The organism is Aliidongia sp., assembly GCF_035943795.1.
GTDB lineage: Bacteria > Pseudomonadota > Alphaproteobacteria > ATCC43930 > CGMCC-115725 > Aliidongia.
In genome coordinates this window covers 18,528-43,066 of the sequence record NZ_DASZBY010000009.1, presented here as the reverse complement: position 1 = coordinate 43,066, position 24,539 = coordinate 18,528, and the positions used below count along the sequence as shown (strand labels likewise).

The following is a 24,539-nucleotide window of genomic DNA, read 5'->3' as shown; positions in this document are numbered from 1 at the left end:
CTGGGACAAGGACGCGGACCACGGGTGAGGGTGTGTCTCGACACTCTCGGGGCTAGTCCGTGATCGCCTGCTCGGCTTCCTGCTGGAGCCGCGCTTCGTGGCGGCGCAGCAGGACGATGATCGCGCCGATGACGACGGCGGCGACGACGCCCAGGCCGATGGCGAGCGGGGCTTCGAGCCGGCGGATCTCGTGGCCCAGCGCATAGGCGCCGAAGCCGTAGAGCGAGGCCCAGAAGATCCCACCCAAAGCATTCGCCAGCAGGAACCGCTTCCAGTCCATCCGGTTGGCGCCGGCGAGCAGCGACGTGAAGGTGCGCAGCACGGCGACGAAACGGCCGAAGAACACGACCTTGCTGCCGTGGCGCAGGAACAGGTAGCGGCCGAGCTTGATGCGCGGTTCGGTCAGCCCGATCTTGCGGCCGTAACGATGGATCAGTCGGAAGCCGATGCCGCGGCCGATCAGGTAGCCGATGTTGTCGCCGATGATGGCGCCGGCCGCCGCCGAGGCGACCAGGGGGACGATGCCGAACTGATGGGTGGTCGTGGCATAGATGGCCGCCGCGATCACGGCGCTTTCGCCCGGGGCCGGGATGCCCATGCTCTCGATCATGGTGATGCCGCCGATCGCGAGCACGCCATGCTCGCGGATCAGCGGCATCACATACTCGTGCAGGATGCTGCTCACCGCGACGGGCCGGCGCGGGCGGGATGCGTTGGCATGAAGGTGGGAGCCTTTGGTTCGAAGAACTGATCCTGGGTCCAATGCGCGCGGTATCGCAAGGTTCCACGCGGCCAGGGCCAGGCAGCCGCCCCGGGTGCCGAAACGATCCGTTTGCAGCCGAAAGCACGGCGGACTAAATTCGTCGGACGAGCTGCCGCGGTCGTCCTCGGCTCGCTTGCGACCGTGCTGGAGCCGAGCCAGGGCCGTTTTCCATCCGAAAGCGACGTGGCCTACCCCGGGAGATCGAAATGAGATTGACGCTATCCGGCAAGCTCCTGCTCGGTGCAGCGCTCACGGTGTTGATCTTCCTGGCGCTGTCGGGCGCCTTCTACGTCACGCTGCAGGATCAGCGCGCGTTGCAGGACCGGGGGATGGAAAGCGTGAATATCGCGCTCGATGTCACCGAGCTGGCGGGCGCCGGCGGCGAACTCTACACGGTCGTGGCCGATGCGGAGATCAATCGGGATCTCGCCCAGACTCGCAAGGACTGGGCGGTTCAGAAGGCCCGGGTCACCGACACGCTGTCCAAGCTCGACCGGACGGCTGCCGAGGGCCGGGAAAAGGATTTGCTGCGGAATGCGCGCGTCGGCCTGCAGGAAATCATCAGGATCTTCGAAGCCGAGATGCTGCCGGAACTCGAAAAGACGCCGGACCTGACACCGGCCATCCGGACGCTCGACGGCAAGATCGACGGCGCCCGCGAGAAGATGACGGAAGCGCTGGTGGAGTACCGCGAAATCCAGAAGAAAAACGCCGAAGCGTCCGACGAAGCGTTCGACAGTGCCGGCCACCGCGGCAGCGTGCTCAGCCTCATCCTGTCGGCGGTCGGAATCCTGCTGTCGATCGGTATCGCCTTTTGGCTGAGGGCCGGGATCTCGCGACCGATCCAGGGCATGACGCAGGTCATGAAGCGGTTGGCGGCGGGCGACAAGGCGACCCGGATCCCCGGCACCCATCGCCATGACGAGATTGGCGACATGGCGAACGCCGTCGCCGTCTTCAAGGAAAGCATGATCGAGGCCGATCGGCTGCGTGCCGAGCAGGAAGCGCAGAAGGCGAATGCCGAGGCGGAACAGCGGGCGGCCATGAACCGGATGGCGGACGGGTTCGAGCGCAGCGTCAAGGGGATCGTCGATGCCGTCGCCTCGTCGTCGACCGAACTGCAGTCCGCGGCCGAAACCATGTCGAACACGGCCGAACGGGCGACACGGCAGAGCGCGGTCGTGGCATCCTCGATCGAAGAGACTGCGGCCAACGTGCAGACCGTGGCCGCGGCATCGGAGGAATTGTCGGCGTCCATCGGCGAGATCGGCCGCCAGGTGACCCAATCCTCGGCCATCGCGAGCCAGGCGGTCGACCAGGCGGGCCGGACGAGCCAGGCGGTCGGTGGACTTGCCGCAGCGGCCCAGAAGATCGGCGAAGTGGTGCGCCTGATCCAGGGTATCGCCAGCCAGACCAACCTGCTGGCCCTGAATGCGACGATCGAGGCGGCGCGGGCCGGCGATGCCGGCAAGGGCTTTGCTGTGGTGGCATCCGAGGTCAAGACCCTGGCCAACCAGACCGCCCAGGCGACCGACGACATCCAGGCCCAGGTCACGGCGATCCAGGGTGCGACCAAGAACACGGCCGACGAGATCGGCAGCATCGGCACGATCATCACCGACATCAGCCAGGTCACGGCGGCGATCGCGGCGGCCATCGAGGAGCAGGGCGCCGCGACCGGCGAAATCACGCGCAACGTCCAGCAGGCGGCCGGCGGCACCCAGCAGGTCGCCGACAGCATCGGCACGGTTTCCGCCGCGGCGACCGAGACCGGTGCGGCCGCGAGCCAGGTGCTGGGGGCGGCCACCGAGCTGTCCCAGCAGGCAGAGCGCCTGCGATCGGAAGTCGCGACCTTCATGGCGGCGGTGCGGGCCGCCTGAAGGGGAACCAGTCCCTCCGGCTGCCTGTTGGCACAGCAGGCAAACCAGCCCGGAGGTTTTCGTGCGTATCATCAGCCGCCGGCACCTCCTCGCGACCTCGGCGGTCGCCCTGTTCATCCTGCCGAAATCCTCATTCGCCTCGATCATCCGTGGCGCCTTGCCCTGGACGCCCGGCAAGTCGGATCCGCCGACGCGGGTGATGCCGGGGCCCTGGGTCTATTTCACGCCGGCCGAGGGGGCGGCGGTCGAGGCGCTGGCCGATCGCCTCATCCCGCCCGACCCGGAGACACCGGGCGGCAAGGATGCCGGTTGCGCCATCTTCATCGACCGGCAGCTTGCCGGTCCCTACGGCCGGTTCGACGGGCTCTACATGGGCGCGCCGTTCCAGCCGGGCACCAAGCAGCAGGGGCCGCAGTCTCCGGTCACGCCGGCCCAGCAATACCGCCTGGCCCTGGCCGCCCTCGATCGCCATTGCCGGGCGAGCTACGGCGATCTGCCGTTCGCGAGGCTGGCCGGCGACAAGCAGGACGAGGTCATCGGCAACCTCGAGAACGGCTCGATCAAGATCGAAGGCAGGAGCGGGTCGGACTTCTTCGACCAGCTGCTCAAGGACACCCGGCAGGGCTTCTTCGCCGACCCGATCTATGGCGGCAACAAGGACATGGCGTCCTGGAAGATGATCGGCTTCCCTGGCGCCCGCTACGACTATCGGGACTGGGTCGACCGCCATAACGAGCGCTATCCCCATCCGCCGATCGGCATCGGCCTGCATCCGGACTGGTCGCTATGAGCCGCAAGCTGCCGGCCAAGGATGTCGTCATCATCGGGCTGGGCTGGACCGGCTCGATCCTGGCTCAGGAACTGACCGACGCCGGGCTCGACGTGGTCGCGATCGAGCGCGGGCCATGGCGCGATACGGCGTCCGACTTCCCGCCGTCCTATTCGCCCGACGAGCTGCGCTATCGCCTGCGCCACGAGCTGTTCCTGCGGCCGGCGCAGGCCTCGCTGACGTTCCGCAACAATCTCGACCAGACGGCGTTGCCGGTGCGCAGCTGGGGCGCCTTCATGCTGGGCAACGGCGCCGGCGGCGCCGGGGTGCATTGGAATGCCGAGACCTGGCGTTTCGCACCCACCGACTTCGCCTTCAAGTCCCATGTGACCCAGCGCTATGGCGCGAAGGTTCTGCCCGAAGACATGACGATCCAGGACTGGGGCATCGGCTACGACGAGCTGGAGCCGCACTACGACCGGTTCGAATATCTGTGCGGCACGTCGGGCACCGCCGGCAATCTGAAAGGCGCGCTCCAGAACGGCGGCAACCCGTTCGAGGGACCGCGCTCGCGGCCCTATCCGACCCCGGCGCAAAAGCAGCCGTTCAGCCATACCTTGTTCGCCGAGGCCGCCCGGAATCTGGGCTACAAGCCGTTCCCGCAGCCGTCCGGCAATCTCTCGCAGGCCTATACCAACCCGCTCGGCGTCCAGATGGGACCGTGCACCTATTGCGGCTTCTGCGAATGGTTCGGCTGCGGCAATTATTCCAAGGCGACGCCGCAGACGACGATCCTGCCGGTGCTGGTGCGCAAGCCCAACTTCGAGGCGCGCATGGAATGCGAGGTGACGCGCATCAACCTCGACCGCGGCGGCAAGCGCGCCACTGGCGTCACCTACGTCGACAGCTCCGGCGAGGAATGGGAGCAACCGGCCGAGCTGGTGCTGCTCTGTGCGTTCCAGCTGTTCAACGTGCAGCTCCTGCTGCTGTCGGGCATCGGCACGCCTTACGATCCGAAATCGGGCCGGGGCCAGATCGGGCGCAATTTCTCGCATCAGACGGTGTCGACCGCGACCGGCTTCTTCGACAAGGCCAAGTTCAATTTCAACCCGTTCGTGTCGTCAGGCTCGATCGGCATGTGCATCGACGAGTTCAACGGCGACAATTTCGATCATGGTCCTCACGGCTTCGTCGGCGGCGGCTACATGGGGCAGGTCCAGACCAACGGCCGGCCGATCGAGATGACCCAGCAACTGCCGCCGGGCACGCCCGCCTGGGGCGCCCGATGGAAGCAGGCGGTCAAGGATAATTATCTGAGCACGGTCTATGCGGGCACCGGCGTGCATGGCGCCTGCGCCAGCTATCGCACGAACTACCTCGACCTCGATCCGACCTGGAAGGATCGGTTCGGCCGACCGTTGCTGCGCATGACCATGGATCTCCACGACAACGAGCTCAGGATGAGCGCGTTCCTCACCGACAAATATGCCGAGATCATCCAGGCGATGGGGGCGAACCAGGTCGCCAAGCAGCCGCGCAAAGGCCCCTACGACATCACCAAATACCAGACCTCGCACCTGTGCGGCGGCGCGATCATGGGCACCGATCCGGGCAATAGCGCGCTCAATCGATACCTGCAGAGCTGGGACGTGCCGAACCTGTTCGTCCAGGGCGCCTCGGCCTTTCCACAGAATGCCGGGTACAATCCGACCGGCACGGTCGCAGCATTGGCCTATTGGTCGGCGAAGGCGATCCGCGAGAAATACCTGAAGAATCCCGGGCGACCGATCGATGCGTAGCCCGACCGCCCTGCGGCTCGTCCTGGCGGTTCTGGCGCTCGCCGGTTGCCGCGCGACCGAGGCTGCCGAGGGTCCGCAGGATTTCGGCCGGACCGATCGCGGCCGCTACCTGACCATCGTCGGCGACTGTGCCGCCTGCCACACCCAGCAGGGCAGCAGCCAGCAGTTCGCCGGCGGCCGCCCGATCGAGACGCCGTTCGGCACGCTGCTGGCACCCAACATCACGCCCGACCGCGAGACGGGCATCGGCGCCTGGACCGACGACGAGTTCGTCGGTGCGCTGACCAGAGGCACCGGGCGCGGCGGGGCCCATCTCTATCCGGCCATGCCCTATCCCTCCATGACGAAGCTCAGCCGAGACGATGCGTTGACCATCCGCGCCTATCTGAATTCGGTGCCGCCGGCGCATCATCCGGTGGTCGCCAACCAGCTGCCGTTTCCGTTCAGTATCCGCCTCGGCATGGCCGCCTGGGACGCGCTCTATTTCACGCCTGGCGCCTTCCAGCCGGTGGCGGGCAAGAGCGAGGAGTGGAATCGCGGCGCCTATCTGGTTGAAGGGCCGATGCATTGCGGCGCCTGCCATACGCCGAAGAATTTCCTGGGCGGCGACAAGTCGGCCAGCCATCTCCAGGGCTATGCGCTGCAAGGCTGGTTCGCACCCAACATTACCAACGACGCGCGCAGCGGCCTCGGCCATTGGACGACCGGGGAGATCGTTGCCTATCTGAAGAGCGGTCACACCGCAGGGGCCGCGGCCTCGGGTCCGATGGCGGAGGAAGTGGCGCTGTCGAGCTCGAAAATGGCGGACGCCGACCTGCAGGCCGTCGCCGTCTATCTGAAGGACCAGCCGGGCCAGGACCAGCCGGCTCCTGCAGCGCCGTCCGACACTGTCATGACGGCGGGTGCCGCGATCTATGCCGACGAATGCTCGGCCTGTCACGCATCGACGGGCACCGGCGTGCCGGGGCTGTTCCCGGCCCTGGCGGGCGCGTCCGGCGTCCAGTCGAGCGACCCGGCGTCGCTGCTGCATGTCGTGCTGCGCGGTACCCGCAGCGTCGCGACCGAGACGGCCCCGACCGCTCCGGCGATGCCGTCCTTTGCCTGGCTGCTGAGCGACGACCAGGTCGCGGCCGTCGCGACCTATGTGCGCAACGCCTGGGGCAATGCCGCGCCCGCCGTGACGGGCAGCGACGTCGGCCACGCACGCCGGGATCTCGCCGAACGGACCGACTGACCGGGCCAATGCGTCGCACCGGTGAACCGGGCGCGGTCTGACGGGTTGAATGCCGAACCCGCTTCGGGACCATGGGAGATCGGCATGACGATCCGCAATTTGACGCGCCGCGAGTTCCTGCGCGACACGGCAGCCACGGGCGGGGCGGTTGCCGTCGCCGGCCAGGCCAGCCTGGGAGACGCGCTGGCCGCCCCACCGCCCGTCGCGGACCGAAAGCCGGAACTCCATCAGGTGACGATCCGGCTGAACGGCACGGACCAGCAACTCCGCATCGACCCGCGCACGACCCTGCTGGACCTGCTGCGCGAGCACTTGCACCTGACCGGCACCAAGAAGGGCTGCGACATGGGCGCGTGCGGTGCCTGCACCGTGCTGCTCGACGGCAAGCGGGTGAACGCCTGCCTGCTGTTGGCGGCGCGGCTCGACCATCGCGAGGTGCAGACCATCGAGGGCTTGGCCAATGGCGAGGAACTGCACCCCCTGCAGGCCGCCTTCATCGAGCATGACGGCTTCCAATGCGGCTATTGTACGCCCGGCCAGATCATGTCGGCGGCCGGCCTGCTGAACGAAGGACGACCGACGGACGAACGCTCCATCCGCGAATGGATGAGCGGCAACATCTGTCGCTGTGGCGCCTATCCGAACATCGTGACCGCAATCCGCCAAGCCAGCGGGAGGGCATGAACATGCAGCCCTTCACGCTGGAACAAGGCCGCGGCATCACCGACACCATCGCGCGCGGCCGCGCGCCCGGTGCCGACTACATCGCCGGCGGAACCGACCTGATGCAACTGCTGAAGGACGACGTGCGCCGGCCGAGCGCGCTCATCGACCTGGAAGGGCTCGATCTCGGCGGCATCTTGGTCACGGCCCAGGGCTTGCGCCTCGGCGCCATGGCACGCATGGGCGAGGTTGCCGACCATCCGGCGGTCCTGCGCGACTATCCGGTCATTTCCGAAGCGCTGCTGGCCAGCGCCGCCCCGCAGATCCGCAATCTGGGCACGATCGGCGGCAACCTGTTGCAGCGGACGCGCTGCACCTATTTCCGCGACACGGCCTCGCCTTGCAACAAGCGGGCGCCGGGCACCGGCTGTGCCGCGATCGAGGGCAATCACCGAACCCACGCGATCTTCGGCGGCAGCCGCCACTGCATCGCGACCCACGCCTCCGACCTAGCCGTGGCGCTGGCCGCGCTCGACGCGACGGTCCATCTGCACGGCCCGAACGGCGAGCGGGACCTCAAGGTGACGGAACTGCATCTCGTGCCGAGCGACCATCCGGACATCGAGACCATGCTGCATCCGGGCGAGCTGATCCTGGCTGTCACGGTGCCGGCAGGCGCCTGGACCCGGCGGTCCCACTATCTCAAGGTCCGTGACCGCGCGTCGTTCGAATTTGCGCTGACCTCTGCCGCCGTTGCGCTCGACATCCAGGGCGGCACCATCCGCGCCGCCCGGGTCGCTGCCGGCGGCGTCGGCACCAAGCCCTGGCGCCTCCCGGCGGTCGAGCAGGCACTGGTCGGCGCCCCGGCCACGGCCGACACCTGGGCCCGCGCGGGCCAGCTGTCGACGGCCGAAGCATCGCCGCTCACGGAAAATCGGTTCAAGGTACGGCTGTTGCAGAACACTGTGGCCTGCGCGCTCGAACAGGCGGGAGGCCAGACATGACCCCGATCACCACAGCCAACCGGGTCGATGGCCGGCTGAAGGTCACGGGCGGCGCCCGCTATGCCGCGGAATTCCAGCCCGACCAGGGACAGGTGCTCTACGCGGCCCTTGTGCAGAGCACGATCGCGGCCGGGGGAGTCGCCAGCATCGATACCGCCAGGGCGCGCCGCGTGCCGGGCGTGGTCGAGATCATGACCCACGAGAACGCACCCCGGCTCGACCTGGCCAAGGCGGGCGACATGGCGCCGGGCTTTCCGCTGCTGCAGGACGACAAGGTGCTGTTCAACGGCCAGCATCTGGCCGTGGTGATCGCCGACACGTTCGAAGCCGCGCAGCAGGCGGCCGTCCTGGTCGAGATCCACTACAATCGCGATGAGGCCGTGCCGCTGATGAGCGACGCACCGGCCGGCACCACCGTGCCGCAGCGCTTCCGCAACGGCATGCGTCCGCCGGATTCCTCGCGCGGGACCCCGCAGGCGAGTTTCGACGCAGCAGCCGTCAAGATCGACCAGACCTATCGTACGCCGGTCGAGCATCACAATCCGATGGAGCCGCACGCGACCATGGCCGAATGGCAGGGCGGGCAATTGCTCCTGCACAACGCCAGCCAGTCCGTGTTCGGCAATCGCAAGGCGGTCGCCGGCTTCTTCGGCCTGGCCGAAGATCAGGTGCGCGTCGTCAACCCGTTCGTCGGTGGCGGCTTCGGCACCAAGGGATCGAGCTGGCCTCACATCACGCTCGCTGCCATGGCCGCGAAAATGACCGGAAAGCCGGTCAAGCTGGTGCTGACCCGCCGGCAGATGTTCACCTCGAACGGTTACCGGCCAAAGACGGTGCAGCATGTGCGGCTGGGTGCCGGCCGGGACGGGCGGCTGACGGCCGTCCTGCACGACGGCATCTCGCAGAACTCCTGCTACGGGGAGTTCAGCGAGCCGGTCGCGCTCGCGTCCGAGATGCTCTATTCCTGCCCGAACGTCGCGGTCAGCCATCGTCTGTCGAAGGTCAACCAAGGCCTGCCGACCTTCATGCGCGCGCCCGGCGAGGCCAGCGGCGTCTATGCGCTCGAATCCGCCATGGACGAACTGGCCTGGGCGCTCGGCATGGACCCGGTCGAGCTTCGACTGAAGAACTACGCCGAGCGGGACGAGCACGAGGACAAGCCCTTCTCGTCGAAGACCCTGCGCGCCTGCTACGAGCAGGGGGCGGCGGCATTCGACTGGCATCGCCGGGTCGCCAAGCCGCGCTCGATGCGCGACGGTCGGCTTCTGATCGGCTTCGGCATGGCGACGGCGACCTATCCGGCCAACCGGTCCGAGGCCGCGGCCAAGGTCCGGCTCCATGCGGACGGGACGGCGGTCGTGCAATGCGGGTCGCAGGACATCGGCACCGGCACCTACACGGTGATGGCGCAGCTGGGTGCCGAATACCTGGGCCTGCCGCTCGAGCGGGTCCGGGCAGAGCTGGGCGACACCAGCCTGCCCCAGGCGCCGGTTTCCGGCGGGTCGCAGAGTATCGCCTCGATCGCCCCAGCGATCCGCGAGGCCTGCCTCGCCGTGCGAGCCCAGGCGCTGCAACTCGCCAGCCAGGATCCGTCCTCGCCGCTCAGCGGAATCGACGTCAAGGACCTGGACATTGCGGACGGCAGGATCATCCACGCTACGGACACGACGCGTGGCGAGAGCTATCAGGCGCTGCTCGGACGCCAGGGCCGCGCCTCGCTCGACGGCGCCGGCTCGACCAAGCCGGGGGAAGAGAAGAAGCAATTCTCCATGCATTCCTTCGGCGCGCAGTTCGTGGAGGTCAGCGTCGACCCGGACCTGGGCGAGGTACGGGTGCGCCGCCATGTCGGCGCATTCGCCGCCGGCCGGATCATGAATGCCAAGACCGCGCGCAGCCAGATGATCGGCGGCATCGTGTTCGGCGTGGGCATGGCACTGACCGAGGCGACCGAGATCGATGCCCGGTCCGGCCGGGTGACCAATGCCACCATCGCCGACTATCTCGTGCCGGTGCATCTCGACGTGCCGGAGATCGAGGTGATCATGGTGGCCGAGCAGGACGACGAGGTGAACCCGCTCGGCGCCAAGGGCATCGGCGAATTGCCGATGGTCGGCACGGCGGCGGCCATCGCCAATGCGGTCTATCACGCGACCGGCCAGCGCATCCGCGACCTGCCGATCCGCCCGGACAAGCTGATCGAGGGGCTGTCGACTTAGCGGGCTAGTTGACCATCAGATGGGCGAGCACTGCGGCGGCGACAGCGCCCGGTGCCTCGCGCTGCGGAAAATGCCCGACGCCGTCGAGTACCAGCCGCTTGTAGCCGCCCTCGAAACACGGTTCCCAACCCTCCGACGAGGCTGGCTCGTCGCAGCAGTCGGCGCCGCCCTGGATCATCAGGGTCGGCGTCGACAGGCGCTCGATCGTCGCCAGCCGGCGCAGCAGGCCGGCATAGCGAAGGTCGGTCGCCTCCGGCCGCCAGCGGGCCCGATAGGCGTTCAGCGTGATCGCGACCCAATCGGGGTTCTCGAAGCTTTCGGCCGTGGCGGCGAATTCCGCTTCGTCGAACCAGCCCGGCGGGCTCCAGGTGTCCCATTGGATACGTGCAAAGCCTTTCGGATCGGCCCGCACCGCCGCCGCACCCTGATCGAGCGCCATGAACCACTGGTACCAGAACCGGCGCGCCTGGGGAAATTGCGGCAGGCCGAACGCGCCGCGTGGCTGAAACGCCAGGGCCAGTGCCGCGATGCGGCTGATCCGATCGGAAAACAGCGCCGCCAGAGTATAGGCGGCGCGGGCACCCCAGTCGTGGCCGATCACGGCGAACCGGTCGATGCCCAGCCGGTCGGCCAGGTCGATCGCGTCTTGGGCCAAGGCCACGCCATGGCCGAACCGCACCGTTTCGCCCGATAGAAACCGCGTCGGCCCGCTGCCGCGCAGGAACGGCACGATGGTGCGGAAGCCTGCCTTGTGCAGATCCGGCAGAATGCCGTTCCAGGCGCGCGGCGCATCAGGCCAGCCGTGCAACAGCATGACCGGCAGCCCGTCGACCGGACCGCCGGCTTCATAGACGATCTCGAGAATGTCGGTTCGGGCGTAGGACAAAGACATGGATTCCCCCGCGCTTGATATCTCTCATCGAACCGGCCGGCATTCATTTGGTTGCGTGATTCGTATTCTGGTTGAATACACGGAAGTATCAACAATATTTGCGATACGGATTCGTCTGTATTTCTTCTTATACAGTCAATTTGTTGAACGGTGAAATATGGTGGAACGGATCTCGGATCCCAATCCTTGAGTCCGGGATCCGGTCATCGCTTGCGACCGGATCGTCCATCCCGAAAAGGAGAGATCGAAATGGCAAGCAATCAGCAAAGGCTCCGGTACGAACCGCGGCGGCAGCGGCAAATTCGCCGATGATCCGCAACGTGCCTCCGAAGCCGGCAGGAAAGGCGGGGAGCACAGCCATGGCGGCCATAGCCAAGCCAGCAGCCACCAGCCGTCCTCGCCCCAGCAGGGCAGCGGAAAGCCAAGTGGCAACGTCGCCGACGATCGCGAGAAAGCATCGGAGGCCGGCAAAAAAGGCGGGTGCCGATAGCACCCTCAAACGGGAAGCCCTCGATCGGTTGATCGCCATCCTGATGTCCGACCGATGAGGCCCCGAGGCCCCGTGCTTCGCTGCGCGGGGCCTTGCCGCCTTCGCCGCGGGGGGAACCGGGAGCGTTGTCGCGCATTGTCTCATGAGGGGCGCGCCGTTACCGGCGCCGCCGTGGACCGGCATGGCCAAAAGATGCCCTGCCGGCGGCTGGCGCCTCTGGACTATCCTCGTTGATCATTCAGGAGAATCGCATGGCGACCATGAAAGCGATCCGCATTCACGGGTTCGGCGGCGTCGAGCAGCTGGAACTCGAGACCATCGAGCGGCCGGTTCCGGGCCGGGGCGAACTGCTGGTCCGCGTCCAGGCCGCCAGCGTCAACCCGGTCGACTTCAAGACCCGCGAAGGTAAATTCCCACCGATCCCGGCTGAAAAGCTGCCGATCACGCCGGGGCGCGACATCTATGGCGAGGTGGAAGCGCTGGGCGAAGGCGTCGACAGTTTCGCGGTCGGCGACCATGTGTACGCCATGCTGGGCCTGTTCCATGGCGGCTATGCCGAATATGCCCTGGTCGCCGAGAGCGAGGCCGCCCATCCGCCCCGTAAGCTCGGGCCGACCGAGGCGGCGGCCGTGCCGCTCGCGGCGCTGACCGCCTGGCAGGGTCTGTTCAATCACGGCCACCTGAAGGCCGGCCAGAAGGTGCTGATCCATGGCGGCAGCGGTGGCGTCGGCCATTTCGCCATCCAGTTCGCCCGCGCGGTGGGTGCCCACGTGTCGGCGACCGCATCGGAGGCCGATCTCGCCTTCGTGCGTGAACTGGGGGCGGAACGGGCGATCGATTATCAGAAGGAGCGTTTCGAGAGCGCCGGCCCGTTCGATCTGATCCTCGACCTGATCGGTGGCGAGACGCAGGAGCGCAGCTGGTCGGCCCTCAAGCGGGGCGGCGCGCTGATCTCGACCCTGACCGAGCCGTCGAAGGAGCGGGCGGCGGAGCTGCAGGTTCGCACCGCCCGCTACATGACCCAGCCCGACGGACGACAGCTGACCGAGATCGGCCGCCTGATCGACGACGGCAAGGTGGAGGTCGCGGTCGACACGATCTTCGATCTCGACCAGGCGCGGCGCGCCCAGGAATACCAGGCGACCGGCCATCCGCGCGGCAAGATCGTGCTTCAGGTCGCCGACTGATCCAGCGGCCGGAACCCCCAAGGCGTTTCGCCGGTTAGTGAAACGCACGACCCGCCTCTGCCGGTGGGCAAGGGGGTAGGGGTGGCTATCGATGGCGGGCGTGTTCGAGCCGAGCGCCAACCTGATCGCGAAGGCGGCCCTGCTGGTATTCCTGGAGGTGCTGTTGGCGGGATTGGGCTGGTGGTTCTTCGCACCGCGCACCGACTATGCCTCCGCAGTCGGCTGGGTCCTGGACCAGCCCGTGCCGTTCAGCCATGAGCACCATGTGTCCGGCCTCGGGCTCGATTGCCGATTCTGCCATACCAGCGTCGAGCTGTCGGCCACCGCGGGCATGCCGGCGACCGAAACCTGCATGACCTGCCATTCGCAGATCTGGACCAGCGCCAAGCTGCTGGAACCGGTGCGCGCCAGCTTCGCCAGGCATCAGCCGATCGTGTGGAACCGGGTCAACGCGCTGCCCGACTACGTCTATTTCAATCACAGCATCCATATCGCCAAGGGCGTCGGGTGCCAGAGCTGCCATGGCAACGTCGGCAAGATGGCGCTGACTGAAAAGGCCCAGACGTTCGAGATGCAATTCTGCGTGAATTGCCATCGCGACCCCGGCCCCAACCTGCGGCCGAAGGAAGCGCTGTTCGATACCGATTGGCACCGTACGGCGGCGACGCCGCCGCCCGACGCGCTGATGGCGCAATATCACATCGGCGGGCGCGGCCTGACCGATTGCTCGATCTGCCACCGATGAGCGCCCGCACGCCGACCTGGCGCAGCCTGGCCGAGCATGAGGGCGATCCAGCCTTCATCGCACGCGTCGCCGCGGAATTTCCCGGCCTCGCCCGTGTGCTGGCCGAGGGACCGGACCGCCGCCAGGTACTGAAGCTGATGGGAGCGAGCCTGGCGCTCGGCCTCGGCGGCTGCGATCCGGGCGATCCCAAGGGCCGGATCATTCCGGGCATCAAGGCGCCACCCGGCATCGTGCCGGGGATCGAGAACGAATATGCCACCGCCTCGGTGCTGGATGGCTATGCGACGGGCATCCGCGTGCGCCATCAGGCGGGGCGGCCGATGCAGGTCGTGGGCAATCCGGCGCATCCGGCCAGCCTGGGCGCGGTCGATCCGATCGCCCAGGCCAGGATCCTCAGCCTCTATGATCCCGACCGGTCCCACGGCGTGTCCCACGGCAACCAGCAGGCTGGCTGGGCATCGTTCCGGGAGGCATTCGAGCGGCGCCGCACGGCGATCGACCAGCGCAAGGGCGACGGCCTGCGCATTCTGACCGGCACTGTGACTTCGCCGACCTTGGTGGCCCAGCTGGCAGCACTGCAGGGTCGATATCCCCTTATGCGCTGGCATCAATGCCAGGCCGTGTCGCGCGACGCGGTGCGTCTGGGCGCGCGCCTGGCCTATGGCCGTCCGGTCGAAGCGGTCTACCGGCTCGACCGGGCCGACGTGATCCTGGCGATCGACAGCGACCTGTTGAGCACCGCCCCCGGCCACCTGCGCCATGCGCGTGACGTCGCGGGTCGGCGCAATCCCGTCGCCGGGCCGATGAGCCGGGTCTATGCGGTCGAGAGCACACCCGACCTCATCGGCGTGATGGCCGATCATCGCTTCGTCGCGGGACCGCGCGAGATCCACCAAGCACTGACCGCGCTCGCCGCCGCGATCCTACGCCAGGGCTCGCCGCAGCCCGGCGCCCCGGCCTGGTTGGCCGCCGTCGCCCAGGACCTGGCAGCCCATCCCGGGCGCGCGCTGATCCATATCGGGCCGCAGCAGCCGGCGGAGTACCATGCGCTGGTCCATGCCTTGAACGAGGCGCTGGGTGGCCGAGGCCGGACGTTCGACCTGATCGAACCGGTCGAGGCGGCGCCGATCGACCAGGCGACTTCGCTCGGAGACCTGATCGCCGACATGGCCGATGGCCGGATCCAGGACCTGCTGATCCTCGGCGAGAACCCGGTATTCACGGCGCCGCCCGCCTTCGCCGAAGCGCTGAAGCAGGTGCCGTTCAGCGTGTCGCTGGGCGTCGAGCTCGACGAGACGGCGCAGGCTACGACCTGGCATCTGCCCGAAGCCCATCCGCTGGAAGCCTGGAGCGATGCCCGGGCCTATGACGGCACGGTCACCATCCTGCAGCCGCAGGTCCAGCCGCTGTTCGGCGCCCATAGCGCGCACGAGGTTCTGGCCCTGCTGGCCGGCGACCGGGCGCCGGACGGGTATGCGATCGTCCGTGCGACCTGGGCGAAACTGAGCGACGACGCGTGGCACGGAGCGCTCTCGTCGGGCGTGGTTTCGGGCACCGCGGGCAGGCCCGTCGATCCGCCACTCCGCTCCGGCGCCACGGTCTTGCCGGCGCCGCCGGATCGGCAGATCACGCTGTTGCTGCGTCCGGATCCGTATCTCTGGGACGGGCGCTTTGCCAACAGCGCCTGGTTGCAGGAGCTGCCTCGGCCGCTGACGAAGCTGGTCTGGGACAACCCGCTGCTGGTGGCATCGGCGCTGGCCCGCCGGCTGGGCGTCGGCAATGGCGACCTGGTAAAACTCTCGGCCGGCGGTGCCACGTTGACCGTGCCGGTCTGGATCCAGCCGGGGCAGGCCGAGGATTGCGTCACGGCCCATCGGGGATGGGGCCGCCGCCAGGTCGGCGCTGTCGGCAAGAACGCCGGGTTCGATTTCCTGGCCCTCGGCGACGGGCCGCTGTCGGTCGAGAAGGCCGGCGGCACCTACGCGCTGGCCACGACCGAGCATCACAACCCGCTCGATGCAGCGCCGGACGGCGTGGTGCGCCACGGCACGCTTGCGGGTTTCACCGCCGATCGCCAATTCCTGCAGACGCCCGACCCGCAGGCCTCCCTCTATCCCCCACAGCCCGCCGGCACGATGGCTTGGGGCATGAGCATCGATCTCAACGCCTGCATCGGCTGCAATGCCTGCGTCATCGCCTGTCAGGCCGAGAACAACGTCCCGGTCGTCGGCAAGGACGAGGTGCTGCGCGAGCGCGAGATGCATTGGCTGCGCATCGACCGCTATTTCGAAGGCTCGGTCGAGGCGCCCCGGGTCCTGCTGCAGCCGATGCTGTGCATGCATTGCGAGGAGGCACCGTGCGAGGTCGTCTGCCCGGTCGGCGCTACCGTGCATGATGCCGAAGGGCTCAACGTCATGGTCTACAACCGGTGCGTCGGCACGCGGTTCTGCTCCAACAACTGTCCCTACAAGGTCCGCCGCTTCAACTATTTCGCCTTCGCGCGCGACGAGGTCCGCTCGATCCAGGCACGCAACCAGGAGGTCTCGGTCCGGGCCCGCGGCGTCATGGAGAAATGCAGCTTCTGCATCCAGCGCATCGCCGCCGCGCGGATCGACGCCGACAAGGAGGATCGGGCGATCCGCGACGGCGAGGTCGTGACTGCCTGTCAGGCCGCCTGCCCGACCCAGGCGATCAGCTTCGGCAACATCCGCGACCAGGCGAGCGCCGTCGCTCGGCGCAAGGCGAGCCCGCTCGCCTACGCGTTGCTGGGGGAGCTCAATACCAAGCCGCGCGTCACTTACGAAGGTCGCGTCCGCAATGCCAACCCGGCGATCGTGGAGCCCTCGGCATGACGATGGAAATCCTGGCGCCCGAGGTCACCGCCGCCGGCATGACCGACGAGATCTGCGACATCGTGCTGACCCGGCGGCTGCGCTGGTGGTTGCCCTGCTTCGTCGTGGCGCTGGGCGGGCTCGGCCTGCTGGGGGCCGCGGTCGGCTGGCTGTTCTATGCCGGCATCGGCATCTGGGGCATCGACTGGCCGGTGGTTTGGGGCCTCGCCATCATCAACTACGTCTGGTGGATCGGCATCGCCAGCGGCGGCACCTTCATCTCGGCGTTCTTCTTCCTGATGCGGGTCGAATGGCGCACGGCGCTGAACCGCATCGCCGAATCCATGACCCTGTTCGCGGCCGCCTGCGCCGGCATCTTCCCGATCCTGCACCTGGGCCGGCCCTGGTTCTTCTATTGGCTGTTCCCGTACCCGAACAGCATGGGGCTGTGGCCGCAGTTCCGCAGCCCGCTGCTATGGGACTTCTTCGCGATCCTGGCCTATGTCGTCTCGTCGGTGCTGTTCTGGTACCTGGGACTGCTGCCGGATCTGGCGAGCCTGCGCGACCGGGCAGCGGGCCGGACGGGGCAGATCGTCTATGGCTCGCTCGCCCTGGGCTTCCGCGGCACCGCCCGGCAATGGAAGCATCATCGCGCCGCCTATGGCGTGATGGCGGCGATCATGGCACCGCTCGTCGTCTCGGTGCACAGCATCGTGGGGCTGGATTTCGCGGGCGCCCAGACGCCGGGCTGGCACTCGACGCAGTTTCCGCCGTTCTTCGTGTTCGGCGCCGTGTTGTCCGGCTTCGCTAGCGTGCTGTTCCTGGCCATCCCTCTGCGCCGGCTGCTGCGGCTCGAGGCCTATATCACCGAGCGCCACCTGGACGTGCTGGGCAAGCTGCTGCTGACCAGCAGTCTGTGCGTCGCCTATGCCTATGCGATGGACGCATTCTCGGTGTTCTACGGCGCCGAGCCGGCCGAGGTGACCATGTTCATGGAGCGCGCGTTCGGCCTCTACGCGCCGGTCTATTGGACCACGATCCTGTTCAACATCCTGGCGCCGCAGCTGCTCTGGTCGCGCCGTGCGCGGCTCAGCCAGCCCCTGGTCATGGCCATCAGCCTGGCCGTCATCGTCGGCATGTGGCTGGAGCGCTACGAGATCGTCGTCACCAGCCTGCATCGCACCAACCTGCCGTCGGCCTGGGGTGTCTATCACGCGACCTTCTGGGACTGGGCGACGCTGGCGGGCACCGTCGCGCTGTTCTTCGCGGGGTTCCTGCTGTTCGTGCGCCTGCTGCCGGTGCTGTCGATGTTCGAGATGCGCGAGTTGATCGCCAAGCGTCGGGGGCGGCCATGATCGGGCTGATCGCCGAATTCGCCAGCGAGGCGGCGCTGGTGCGCGCGGTCGACCATCTGCAGGTCGAAGGCTTCGCGACGCTCGATGCCGTGACGCCCCATGCGATCCCGGAACTCGACGGCAAGCTGTCCGGTCCGCCGTCGGCGATCCCGCTGGTCATCCTGATCGCGGCACTCGTCGGCGTGATCGGCGGCTTCGGCATGGAGGTCTATGCCAGCACGGTCTCATACCCGATCGATATCGGCGGGCGACCGCTCAATTCCTGGCCGGCCTTCGTGCCGATCGCCTTCGAGATCGGCGTGCTGCTGGCGATCGCGGCGGGCTTCTTCGGGTTCCTGATCGCGAACCGGCTGCCGGCCCTCCATGTGCCAGGAACGGCGGCGCCGATCTTTCGCAACGGGTCGCGCGACGGCTACCTGGTGACCATCCGGACCGACGATGCCGCCCGCCTGCGCCCGGTGCTGGCGACGCTCGACGTCGTCCGCATCACGGAGTGGCAGGCATGAGGCGCCCGCTCGCCCTGCTGCTCGTGCTGGCCGCCGGGCTCGCCGGGTGCGACGACATGACGAACCAGCCCAAGGAGAAGCATTACACGCGGCGCGACGGCAGCCCGGCGACACCGCCGGCCGGGATCGTCGCCGTCGTGGAAGCCCCGGTGGCGGCACCGCCGGTCACCCTGTCCCTGCTGACGCGGGGGCGCGAGCGGTACGACATCTATTGCAGCGCCTGTCACGGCGCGACCGGCACCGGAAACGGCATGATCGTCCAGCGCGGTTTTCCGATGCCGCCCTCGTTCGATCTCGACCGGCTGCGCCAGGCGTCGCCGCAACATCTCTATGACGTCGTCACCGGGGGGCATGGCGTGATGTATGGCTTCGCTGGACGCATCGGGCCGCCCGATCGCTGGGCCATCGCGGCCTACGTCAAGGCGCTGCAGGCGAGCCGGAACGCCGCGATGGCCGACGTGCCGCCCGATGCCCGGGGCGCGCTCGAATGACGCTGTCCCCAGCCAGGTTCCTTGCATTCGTCCTCGGTGCGCTGGGTCTCGGGGCCGCGCTTGCGGGCTGGACGATCGCGCCTGGCGCGTTCGCCGGCGCCTGGCTCGCGGCATTCAGCTGGTTCATCGGTTGGCCGCTCGGCTCGCTGGCTTTGCTGCTGATCCACAGCCTGACCGGCGGGCGCTGGGGCGATGTGCTGCGGCCGGCGCTGATCGCCGGCGTGACGGCGCTGTTCCTGATCGTGCCGCTGGCGCTGCCGCTCTTGTTCACGGCCGCACGGCTCTATCCCTGGCTGACCCATGCGGCGCCGGCCGGCAAGGGCTTCTATCTGAACGCGCCGTTCTTCGCGGTCCGGGCCGTGGTCTATCTGACCCTCTGGTGCGGCCTGGGCGCGTTGACGTTGCGCGTCTTGCGCGGGGCTACGGCCGAGGCTTCCCTGCGGCGGCTGGCGCCGCCAGGTCTGGCGCTACTCGCCTTCACGGTGACCTTTGCCGCCATCGACACCACCATGGCGCTCGATCCGCAGTTCAATTCCAGCGTCTATGGCCTGCTGACCATGGCGGGCGAGGGGCTGCTGGGGTTGAGTATCGCCGTGCTGGCGACAGCACTCCTGACACGCCCGACCCCTGGCGAATGGTCCGACCTCGGCCGGCTGCTGATCGGCCTGGTGGTGTTCTGGGCCTATCTCGATTTCATGCAGTTCCTGATCGTGTGGCAGTCCGACCTGACGTCGGAGATCCCGTGGTACCTGCGCCGCAGCCAAGGCCTATGGGGCTGGGTCGCGGGCCTGATCGCGATCGGACATTTCCTGCTCCCCTTCTTCCTGCTGCTGACCGCGGCGGCCCAGCGGCGCCGGGGTATCGTCGCCGGAACGGCGGCCCTGCTGATCGGTGTCGAGGTGTTGCGCGCCTGGTGGCTGGTGCTGCCCTCGCTCGGCGGCGGCTTCGGGTGGATCGACCTCGCGGCGATGATCGGGTTCGCCGGCCTGTCGCTGGGCTGGCTCGCCCATCGGATGGGCCAGGCGCGGGAGGTGCTGCGCGATGTCTGAGCCCGTCCTGCCGCCGGCCCGCCGCGAGGCGAGCGACATGGAGCCGCGCGTCGTCCTGATCCTGGGCGGCGCCACGCTGGCCATGCTGGGTTTCGCGCTGCTGGCCGTGTTGTGGATCTTTCCCGGGACGCTCAAGGACCATTCGCTGGGCGGGCCGCTGCCCGTCTTCGCCGACCCGCAACTGCAGACCAGCCCGCCCAGGGACATGGCGGCGTTCCGCGCCGAAGAGGCGAAGGCGCTCGACGGCTACGGCTGGGTCGACCGGGTCCATGGCGTGGTGCATGTGCCGATCCGGGCCGCGATGGCCAGGCTCGCGGCCGATGGAATTCCCGGATGGCCCGCGGGCGGAGCGCCGCGATGAGGCCGGTTCTGCTCCTCCTGCTGGCGTTGCTGCTGGCCCGCCCGGCGCTCGCCTCGACCGATCCGAGCGACGTGCTGGGCATCGCCTACGACCAGAAGCCGGGTGCGACCTTGCCGCTCGATCTGAGGCTCGCCGACGAGGCCGGCGAGCCGGTGCGCCTGGGCGATTTCATCCGCGGTCGGCCGACCCTGCTGGCGCTGGTCTATTTCCATTGCCCGAACCTGTGCGGCGTGGTGCTGGGCGATCTGCTGACCGGGCTCCAGGCGACGGGCGTGGTGCCGGGGCAGGACTATGATCTGCTCGCCGTCAGCATCGATCCGTCCGAGACCCCGGCCGATGCCTCCGCGGCGAAGAACCAGCATCTGATGGAGTTCCCGACCCCGGGTGCCGCCGAAGGCTGGCATTTCCTGACCGGCTCCGAAACGGCGCTGGCGAGCCTGGAGCAGGCCGTGGGCTATCGCGCCCGATTCGATCCGTCCTTCAAGCAGTTCATCCATCCGGCCGGCGTGGTCGTGGTGACGCCCGACGGACGGGTCGCGCGCTATCTGCTGGGCGTAGGTTATCGGGCGAACGACCTGAAGCTGGGGTTGCTTGATGCCTCGACCGGTGCGGTCGCGACGATGACCCGGGCGATCCTGCTGACCTGCTGGCACTACGACCCCACGACCGGCCGCTACAGCCTGGCGATCCTAAACCTGTTGCGCCTGGCGGCCGTGCTGACCGTGGCGACGATCGGCGGCGTGCTCTATCTGGCGTTCCGGCGCGAGGGCAGGGCGCGATGAGCGGCTGGTTCGTGCCCGCCGCCAGTTCGAGCGGCATCGAGGTCGATCACCTGTTCTGGGCGCTGCTCGCCATCAGCACCGCGGTCATGGCGCTCGTGTTCGGCCTGATGGCGCTCTATGTGGTGCGCTACCGCGCCGGCAGCCCGATCGACCGGGGATCGCTGGCCGAGAAGAGCTGGGTCTTCGAGATCGCCTGGACCAGTGCCACCCTGCTGGTGTTTCTGGGCCTGTTCGTCTGGGGCGCCGACCTCTATGTCCGGCTCTACCAGCCACCAGGCGGCGCGCTCAAGCTCAACGTCGTCGGCAAGCAATGGATGTGGAAGATCGAGCATCCAGCCGGCCAGCGCGAGATCAACGCGCTGCATATTCCGGTCGATACGCCGATCGAGCTGATCATGACGTCGGAGGACGTCATCCACGATTTCGCGATCCCGGCATTTCGCGTCAAGCACGACGTGCTGCCCGGGCGCTACGAGACCCTGTGGTTCCAGGCGACCCGGACCGGCGATTTCCACCTGTTTTGCACCCAGTTCTGCGGCACCGACCATGCCGCCATGATCGGGGAGGTCGATGTCATGACTCAGCCGGACTATCAGCATTGGCTCGACGCCGAGGCGCCGGCCGAGACGCTGGCGGCCGCCGGGGCCGAGCTGTTCCGCCGCTATGGCTGTTCCGGTTGCCACGAGGGCGGCAGCACCGCCAAGGCGCCGGTGCTCGACGGGCTCTACGGCAGCCCGGTGCCGCTCGAGGATGGCCGGATGGTGACGGCCGACGATCGCTATCTGCGTGACGCGATCATCCAGCCGGACGGCGAGCGGGTCGCGGGCTTCGCGCCGCTGATGCCGTCCTATGCCGGACAGATCGGCGAAGAGGATCTGTTCGAACTGATCGCCTACCTGAAATCGCGCGCACCCGCCAAGGAGCAGCCATGAGCGCCGAACGCCTGGTGGCCGAACCGGTAAACTACCTGACCGACGGCTGGACGATCCGGTCCTGGCTGCTGACCCACGACCACAAGCGGATCGGCCTGTTGTACCTGGCGTCGATCACCGGCTTCTTCTTCCTGGGCGGGGCGGCGGCGGCGCTGATCCGGTTCAACCTGCTGACGCCCGAAGGGGCGCTGGTCTCGGCCGAGACCTACAACCGCCTGTTCACCATGCACGGCATCATCATGGTGTGGTTCTTCCTCGTACCGGCCGTGCCGGTCACCTTGGGCAATTTCATCGTGCCGCTGATGATCGGCGCGCGCGACCTGGCCTTTCCGCGGCTCAACCTGTTCAGCTGGTACCTGTTCATGATCGGCGGGCTGGTGGCGCTCTATGCGCTGTTCTTCGGCGGCGTCGATACCGGCTGGACGCTCTATACGCCGCTCTCGACCAGCTATGCCAAGGGCCATGTCGTGGCGGCCGTGGTCGGTATCTTCATCTCCGGCTTCTCGTCGATCGCGACCGGGCTCAACTTCATGATCACGATCCATCGGCTGCGCGCGCCCGGCATGACCTGGTTTCGCATGCCGCTGTTCCTCTGGTCGCTCTACGCGACCAGCGTGATCATGGTGCTGGCGACGCCGGTGCTGGCCATGACCCTGATCCTGTTGAGCCTGGAACGGCTGTTCGGCATCGGTATCTTCGATCCGGCGCTGGGCGGCGACCCGCTGCTGTTCCAGCACCTGTTCTGGTTCTACTCGCACCCGGCGGTCTACATCATGATCCTGCCGGGCATGGGCGTGGTCAGCGAGATCGTGACGACCTTCGCCCGCAAGAAGGTGTTCGGCTACAAGTTCATCGCCTGGGCCTCGATCGCGATCGCGGTCATCGGCTTCTTCGTCTGGGGGCACCACATGTTCGTGGCCGGCCAGTCGCTCTATGCCAGCCTGGTGTTCTCGATCCTGTCCTACCTCGTCGCCGTGCCTTCGGCGATCAAGGTGTTCAACTGGCTGGGCACGCTGCACAAGGGCACGATCCGGTTCGACGCCCCGATGCTATATGCGCTGGGTTTCATCGGCCTCTTCACCATCGGCGGGCTGACCGGCCTGTTCCTGGCGTCGCTGGTGGTCGACGTCCATGTGACCCAGACCTATTTCATCGTCGCCCATTTCCACTACATCATGGTGGGCGGCATGGTCTCGGCCTTCTTCGGCGGGCTGCATTACTGGTGGCCCAAGATCACCGGCCGGATCTATCCGGAGATGTGGGGCCGGGTCGCGGCGATCCTGATCTTCTTCGGCTTCAACCTGACCTTCTTTCCGCAATTCATCCTCGGCTACCTGGGCATGCCGCGGCGCTATCATTCCTATGCGCCGGAATTCCAGATCCTGAACATCCTGTCGACCGCCGGCAGCACGATCCTGGCCGCGGCCTATCTGCTGCCGCTGGGCTATCTCACCTGGTCGCTGGTCTGGGGGGAACGGGCGCCGGCCAACCCGTGGCGGGCGACCGGGCTGGAGTGGCGCACGCCCTCGCCGCCGCCGACCGAGAATTTCGCCGAGATCCCGACCGTGACCGAGGAGGCATACAACTATCCCCCGCCGGAGGTCGCACAGCAGCATGGCTGAGATCCGCGCGGGCCATCCTGCCGTCGGCATGCAGTACGAGGACCTGCGGCACCAGTCCGACACCGCCCTCGTCGGCATGTGGCTGTTTTTGGCAACGGAAATCCTGTTCTTCGGCGCGCTGTTGTTCGCCTACATGGTCTATCGCCTGTGGTATCCGGCCGGGTTCGTGGCGGCGGTGCGCCATGCCAACGTGCTGATCGGCACGATCAACACGGCCATCCTGCTGACCAGCAGCTTCACCCTGACGGCGGGCCTGCTGCTCGCCCGGGTCGGCGACATGCGGCGCCTGGTCTGGGCCTGCCTCGCGACCATGGCGCTCGGGCTGGCTTTCATTGGGCTGAAGGCGGTCGAGTATGTCGAGGATTTCCACGAGCATCTGGTGCCCGGCGCCGGGTTCGCGCTGGCCGAAACGCCGGGTGCCCAGATCTTCTACCTGTTCTATTACAGCGCCACCGGCATTCATCTGGTCCATCTGGCCATCGGCATCGGGCTCGTCGCCTATATCGTCAGGCGCACGCGACGGGGGGATTTCTCGGCCCGCTACCATACGCCGGCCGAGGTCGTCGGGCTCTATTGGAGCTTCGTCGACATCGTCTGGCTGTTTCTCTATCCGCTGATCTACCTGGTCGGGAGAGGCGGATGAAAGCGCTCGCCCTGCGCTGGCTGCTGCTCCTGGCCCTGCTGGCCGCGACGCTCGGGCTCGCCTATCTGCCGCTGGGACCCGCGGCCATGCCGGCGGCCCTGATCGTCGCCTTCGCCATGGCGGCCATGATCGCGCTCACCTGCATGCGCCTCGCGTCGGCGCCCCGGCTGGCCGCGATCTTCGCGATCAGCGGCCTGTGCTGGATCCTGGTGCTGGTGACGCTCGGGGGCGCCGATTATGTCACCCGCACGATCCTGCCGGTCGCGGGGGCGATGCATCCGGACCGTGACGCCGGGTCGTGAACCGTCGTCGGAGGCCGATTTCC

General features: G+C 67.7%; 23 protein-coding genes. 21 read left to right on the top strand and 2 right to left on the bottom strand.

Annotated features, from left to right (window positions below):
* Nucleotides 1–52: 52 nt before the first annotated feature.
* Nucleotides 53–685 (bottom strand): DedA family protein, encoded by a 633-nt coding sequence (locus VGV37_RS01895; protein ID WP_326877910.1) that lies wholly within the window; start codon nucleotides 683–685, stop codon nucleotides 53–55.
* Nucleotides 686–969: 284 nt separating this feature from the next.
* Between VGV37_RS01895 and VGV37_RS01890 the strand changes: the two genes are divergently transcribed.
* From VGV37_RS01890 to VGV37_RS01860, 7 genes are all read left to right on the top strand, one after another.
* Nucleotides 970–2,643: a methyl-accepting chemotaxis protein gene (locus tag VGV37_RS01890; protein WP_326877909.1), complete on the top strand. Its 1,674-nt coding sequence runs from the start codon at nucleotides 970–972 to the stop codon at nucleotides 2,641–2,643.
* Between the two features lie 61 nt (nucleotides 2,644–2,704).
* Nucleotides 2,705–3,433 carry a gluconate 2-dehydrogenase subunit 3 family protein gene (locus tag VGV37_RS01885; protein ID WP_326877908.1) on the top strand — a complete coding sequence of 243 codons (729 nt, stop codon included), beginning with the start codon at nucleotides 2,705–2,707 and terminating at the stop codon, nucleotides 3,431–3,433.
* A gap of 275 nt (nucleotides 3,434–3,708) precedes the next feature.
* Nucleotides 3,709–5,211 carry a GMC family oxidoreductase gene (locus VGV37_RS01880; protein ID WP_414637896.1) on the top strand — a complete coding sequence of 501 codons (1,503 nt, stop codon included), beginning with the start codon at nucleotides 3,709–3,711 and terminating at the stop codon, nucleotides 5,209–5,211.
* A complete protein-coding gene (locus VGV37_RS01875) occupies nucleotides 5,204–6,445 on the top strand; it encodes a c-type cytochrome (protein ID WP_326877906.1) in 1,242 nt (413 codons plus the stop codon). The genes VGV37_RS01880 and VGV37_RS01875 overlap by 8 nt, the downstream gene beginning before the upstream one ends.
* A gap of 84 nt (nucleotides 6,446–6,529) precedes the next feature.
* Nucleotides 6,530–7,129 (top strand): (2Fe-2S)-binding protein, encoded by a 600-nt coding sequence (locus tag VGV37_RS01870; protein ID WP_326877905.1) that lies wholly within the window; start codon nucleotides 6,530–6,532, stop codon nucleotides 7,127–7,129.
* A gap of 2 nt (nucleotides 7,130–7,131) precedes the next feature.
* Entirely contained in the window at nucleotides 7,132–8,112 is a 981-nt protein-coding gene (locus tag VGV37_RS01865) for a xanthine dehydrogenase family protein subunit M (protein ID WP_326877904.1), read from the top strand.
* Nucleotides 8,109–10,328, top strand: a complete 2,220-nt coding sequence (locus tag VGV37_RS01860) for a xanthine dehydrogenase family protein molybdopterin-binding subunit (protein ID WP_326877903.1) — start codon at nucleotides 8,109–8,111, stop codon at nucleotides 10,326–10,328. Before VGV37_RS01865 ends, VGV37_RS01860 begins: the two co-directional genes overlap by 4 nt.
* 4 nt (nucleotides 10,329–10,332) lie before the next feature.
* Here VGV37_RS01860 and VGV37_RS01855 read toward each other — a convergent pair whose 3' ends face one another.
* Nucleotides 10,333–11,220: an alpha/beta hydrolase gene (locus VGV37_RS01855; RefSeq protein WP_326877902.1), complete on the bottom strand. Its 888-nt coding sequence runs from the start codon at nucleotides 11,218–11,220 to the stop codon at nucleotides 10,333–10,335.
* A gap of 259 nt (nucleotides 11,221–11,479) precedes the next feature.
* Here VGV37_RS01855 and VGV37_RS01850 point away from each other — a divergent pair, with 259 nt between their 5' ends.
* From VGV37_RS01850 to VGV37_RS01785, 14 genes are all read left to right on the top strand, one after another.
* Nucleotides 11,480–11,710, top strand: a complete 231-nt coding sequence (locus VGV37_RS01850; RefSeq protein WP_414637897.1) for a general stress protein — start codon at nucleotides 11,480–11,482, stop codon at nucleotides 11,708–11,710.
* Between the two features lie 251 nt (nucleotides 11,711–11,961).
* Nucleotides 11,962–12,897, top strand: coding sequence for an NADP-dependent oxidoreductase (locus VGV37_RS01845; RefSeq protein ID WP_326877901.1), 936 nt, complete (start codon nucleotides 11,962–11,964; stop codon nucleotides 12,895–12,897).
* Between the two features lie 91 nt (nucleotides 12,898–12,988).
* Nucleotides 12,989–13,642, top strand: a complete 654-nt coding sequence (locus VGV37_RS01840; protein ID WP_326877900.1) for a cytochrome C — start codon at nucleotides 12,989–12,991, stop codon at nucleotides 13,640–13,642.
* Nucleotides 13,639–16,494: a TAT-variant-translocated molybdopterin oxidoreductase gene (locus VGV37_RS01835; RefSeq protein WP_326877899.1), complete on the top strand. Its 2,856-nt coding sequence runs from the start codon at nucleotides 13,639–13,641 to the stop codon at nucleotides 16,492–16,494. Before VGV37_RS01840 ends, VGV37_RS01835 begins: the two co-directional genes overlap by 4 nt.
* Nucleotides 16,491–17,828, top strand: coding sequence for an NrfD/PsrC family molybdoenzyme membrane anchor subunit (gene nrfD / locus VGV37_RS01830; protein ID WP_326877898.1), 1,338 nt, complete (start codon nucleotides 16,491–16,493; stop codon nucleotides 17,826–17,828). Before VGV37_RS01835 ends, nrfD begins: the two co-directional genes overlap by 4 nt.
* On the top strand, nucleotides 17,825–18,334 hold the full coding sequence (locus VGV37_RS01825; protein WP_326877897.1) for a DUF3341 domain-containing protein: 510 nt from the start codon (nucleotides 17,825–17,827) through the stop codon (nucleotides 18,332–18,334). Before nrfD ends, VGV37_RS01825 begins: the two co-directional genes overlap by 4 nt.
* Entirely contained in the window at nucleotides 18,331–18,825 is a 495-nt protein-coding gene (locus tag VGV37_RS01820) for a cytochrome c (RefSeq protein ID WP_326877896.1), read from the top strand. Before VGV37_RS01825 ends, VGV37_RS01820 begins: the two co-directional genes overlap by 4 nt.
* Nucleotides 18,822–19,874: a hypothetical protein gene (locus tag VGV37_RS01815; protein ID WP_326877895.1), complete on the top strand. Its 1,053-nt coding sequence runs from the start codon at nucleotides 18,822–18,824 to the stop codon at nucleotides 19,872–19,874. Before VGV37_RS01820 ends, VGV37_RS01815 begins: the two co-directional genes overlap by 4 nt.
* A complete protein-coding gene (locus VGV37_RS01810) occupies nucleotides 19,867–20,235 on the top strand; it encodes a hypothetical protein (protein WP_326877894.1) in 369 nt (122 codons plus the stop codon). Before VGV37_RS01815 ends, VGV37_RS01810 begins: the two co-directional genes overlap by 8 nt.
* Nucleotides 20,232–21,017: an SCO family protein gene (locus VGV37_RS01805; protein WP_326877893.1), complete on the top strand. Its 786-nt coding sequence runs from the start codon at nucleotides 20,232–20,234 to the stop codon at nucleotides 21,015–21,017. The genes VGV37_RS01810 and VGV37_RS01805 overlap by 4 nt, the downstream gene beginning before the upstream one ends.
* Nucleotides 21,014–21,949 (top strand): cytochrome c oxidase subunit II, encoded by a 936-nt coding sequence (coxB, locus tag VGV37_RS01800; RefSeq protein WP_326877892.1) that lies wholly within the window; start codon nucleotides 21,014–21,016, stop codon nucleotides 21,947–21,949. The genes VGV37_RS01805 and coxB overlap by 4 nt, the downstream gene beginning before the upstream one ends.
* Nucleotides 21,946–23,571: a cytochrome c oxidase subunit I gene (gene ctaD / locus VGV37_RS01795; protein ID WP_326877891.1), complete on the top strand. Its 1,626-nt coding sequence runs from the start codon at nucleotides 21,946–21,948 to the stop codon at nucleotides 23,569–23,571. The genes coxB and ctaD overlap by 4 nt, the downstream gene beginning before the upstream one ends.
* Entirely contained in the window at nucleotides 23,564–24,214 is a 651-nt protein-coding gene (locus VGV37_RS01790) for a cytochrome c oxidase subunit 3 (protein WP_326877890.1), read from the top strand. The genes ctaD and VGV37_RS01790 overlap by 8 nt, the downstream gene beginning before the upstream one ends.
* Nucleotides 24,211–24,516 carry a hypothetical protein gene (locus VGV37_RS01785; protein ID WP_326877889.1) on the top strand — a complete coding sequence of 102 codons (306 nt, stop codon included), beginning with the start codon at nucleotides 24,211–24,213 and terminating at the stop codon, nucleotides 24,514–24,516. Before VGV37_RS01790 ends, VGV37_RS01785 begins: the two co-directional genes overlap by 4 nt.
* Nucleotides 24,517–24,539 lie beyond the last annotated feature (23 nt).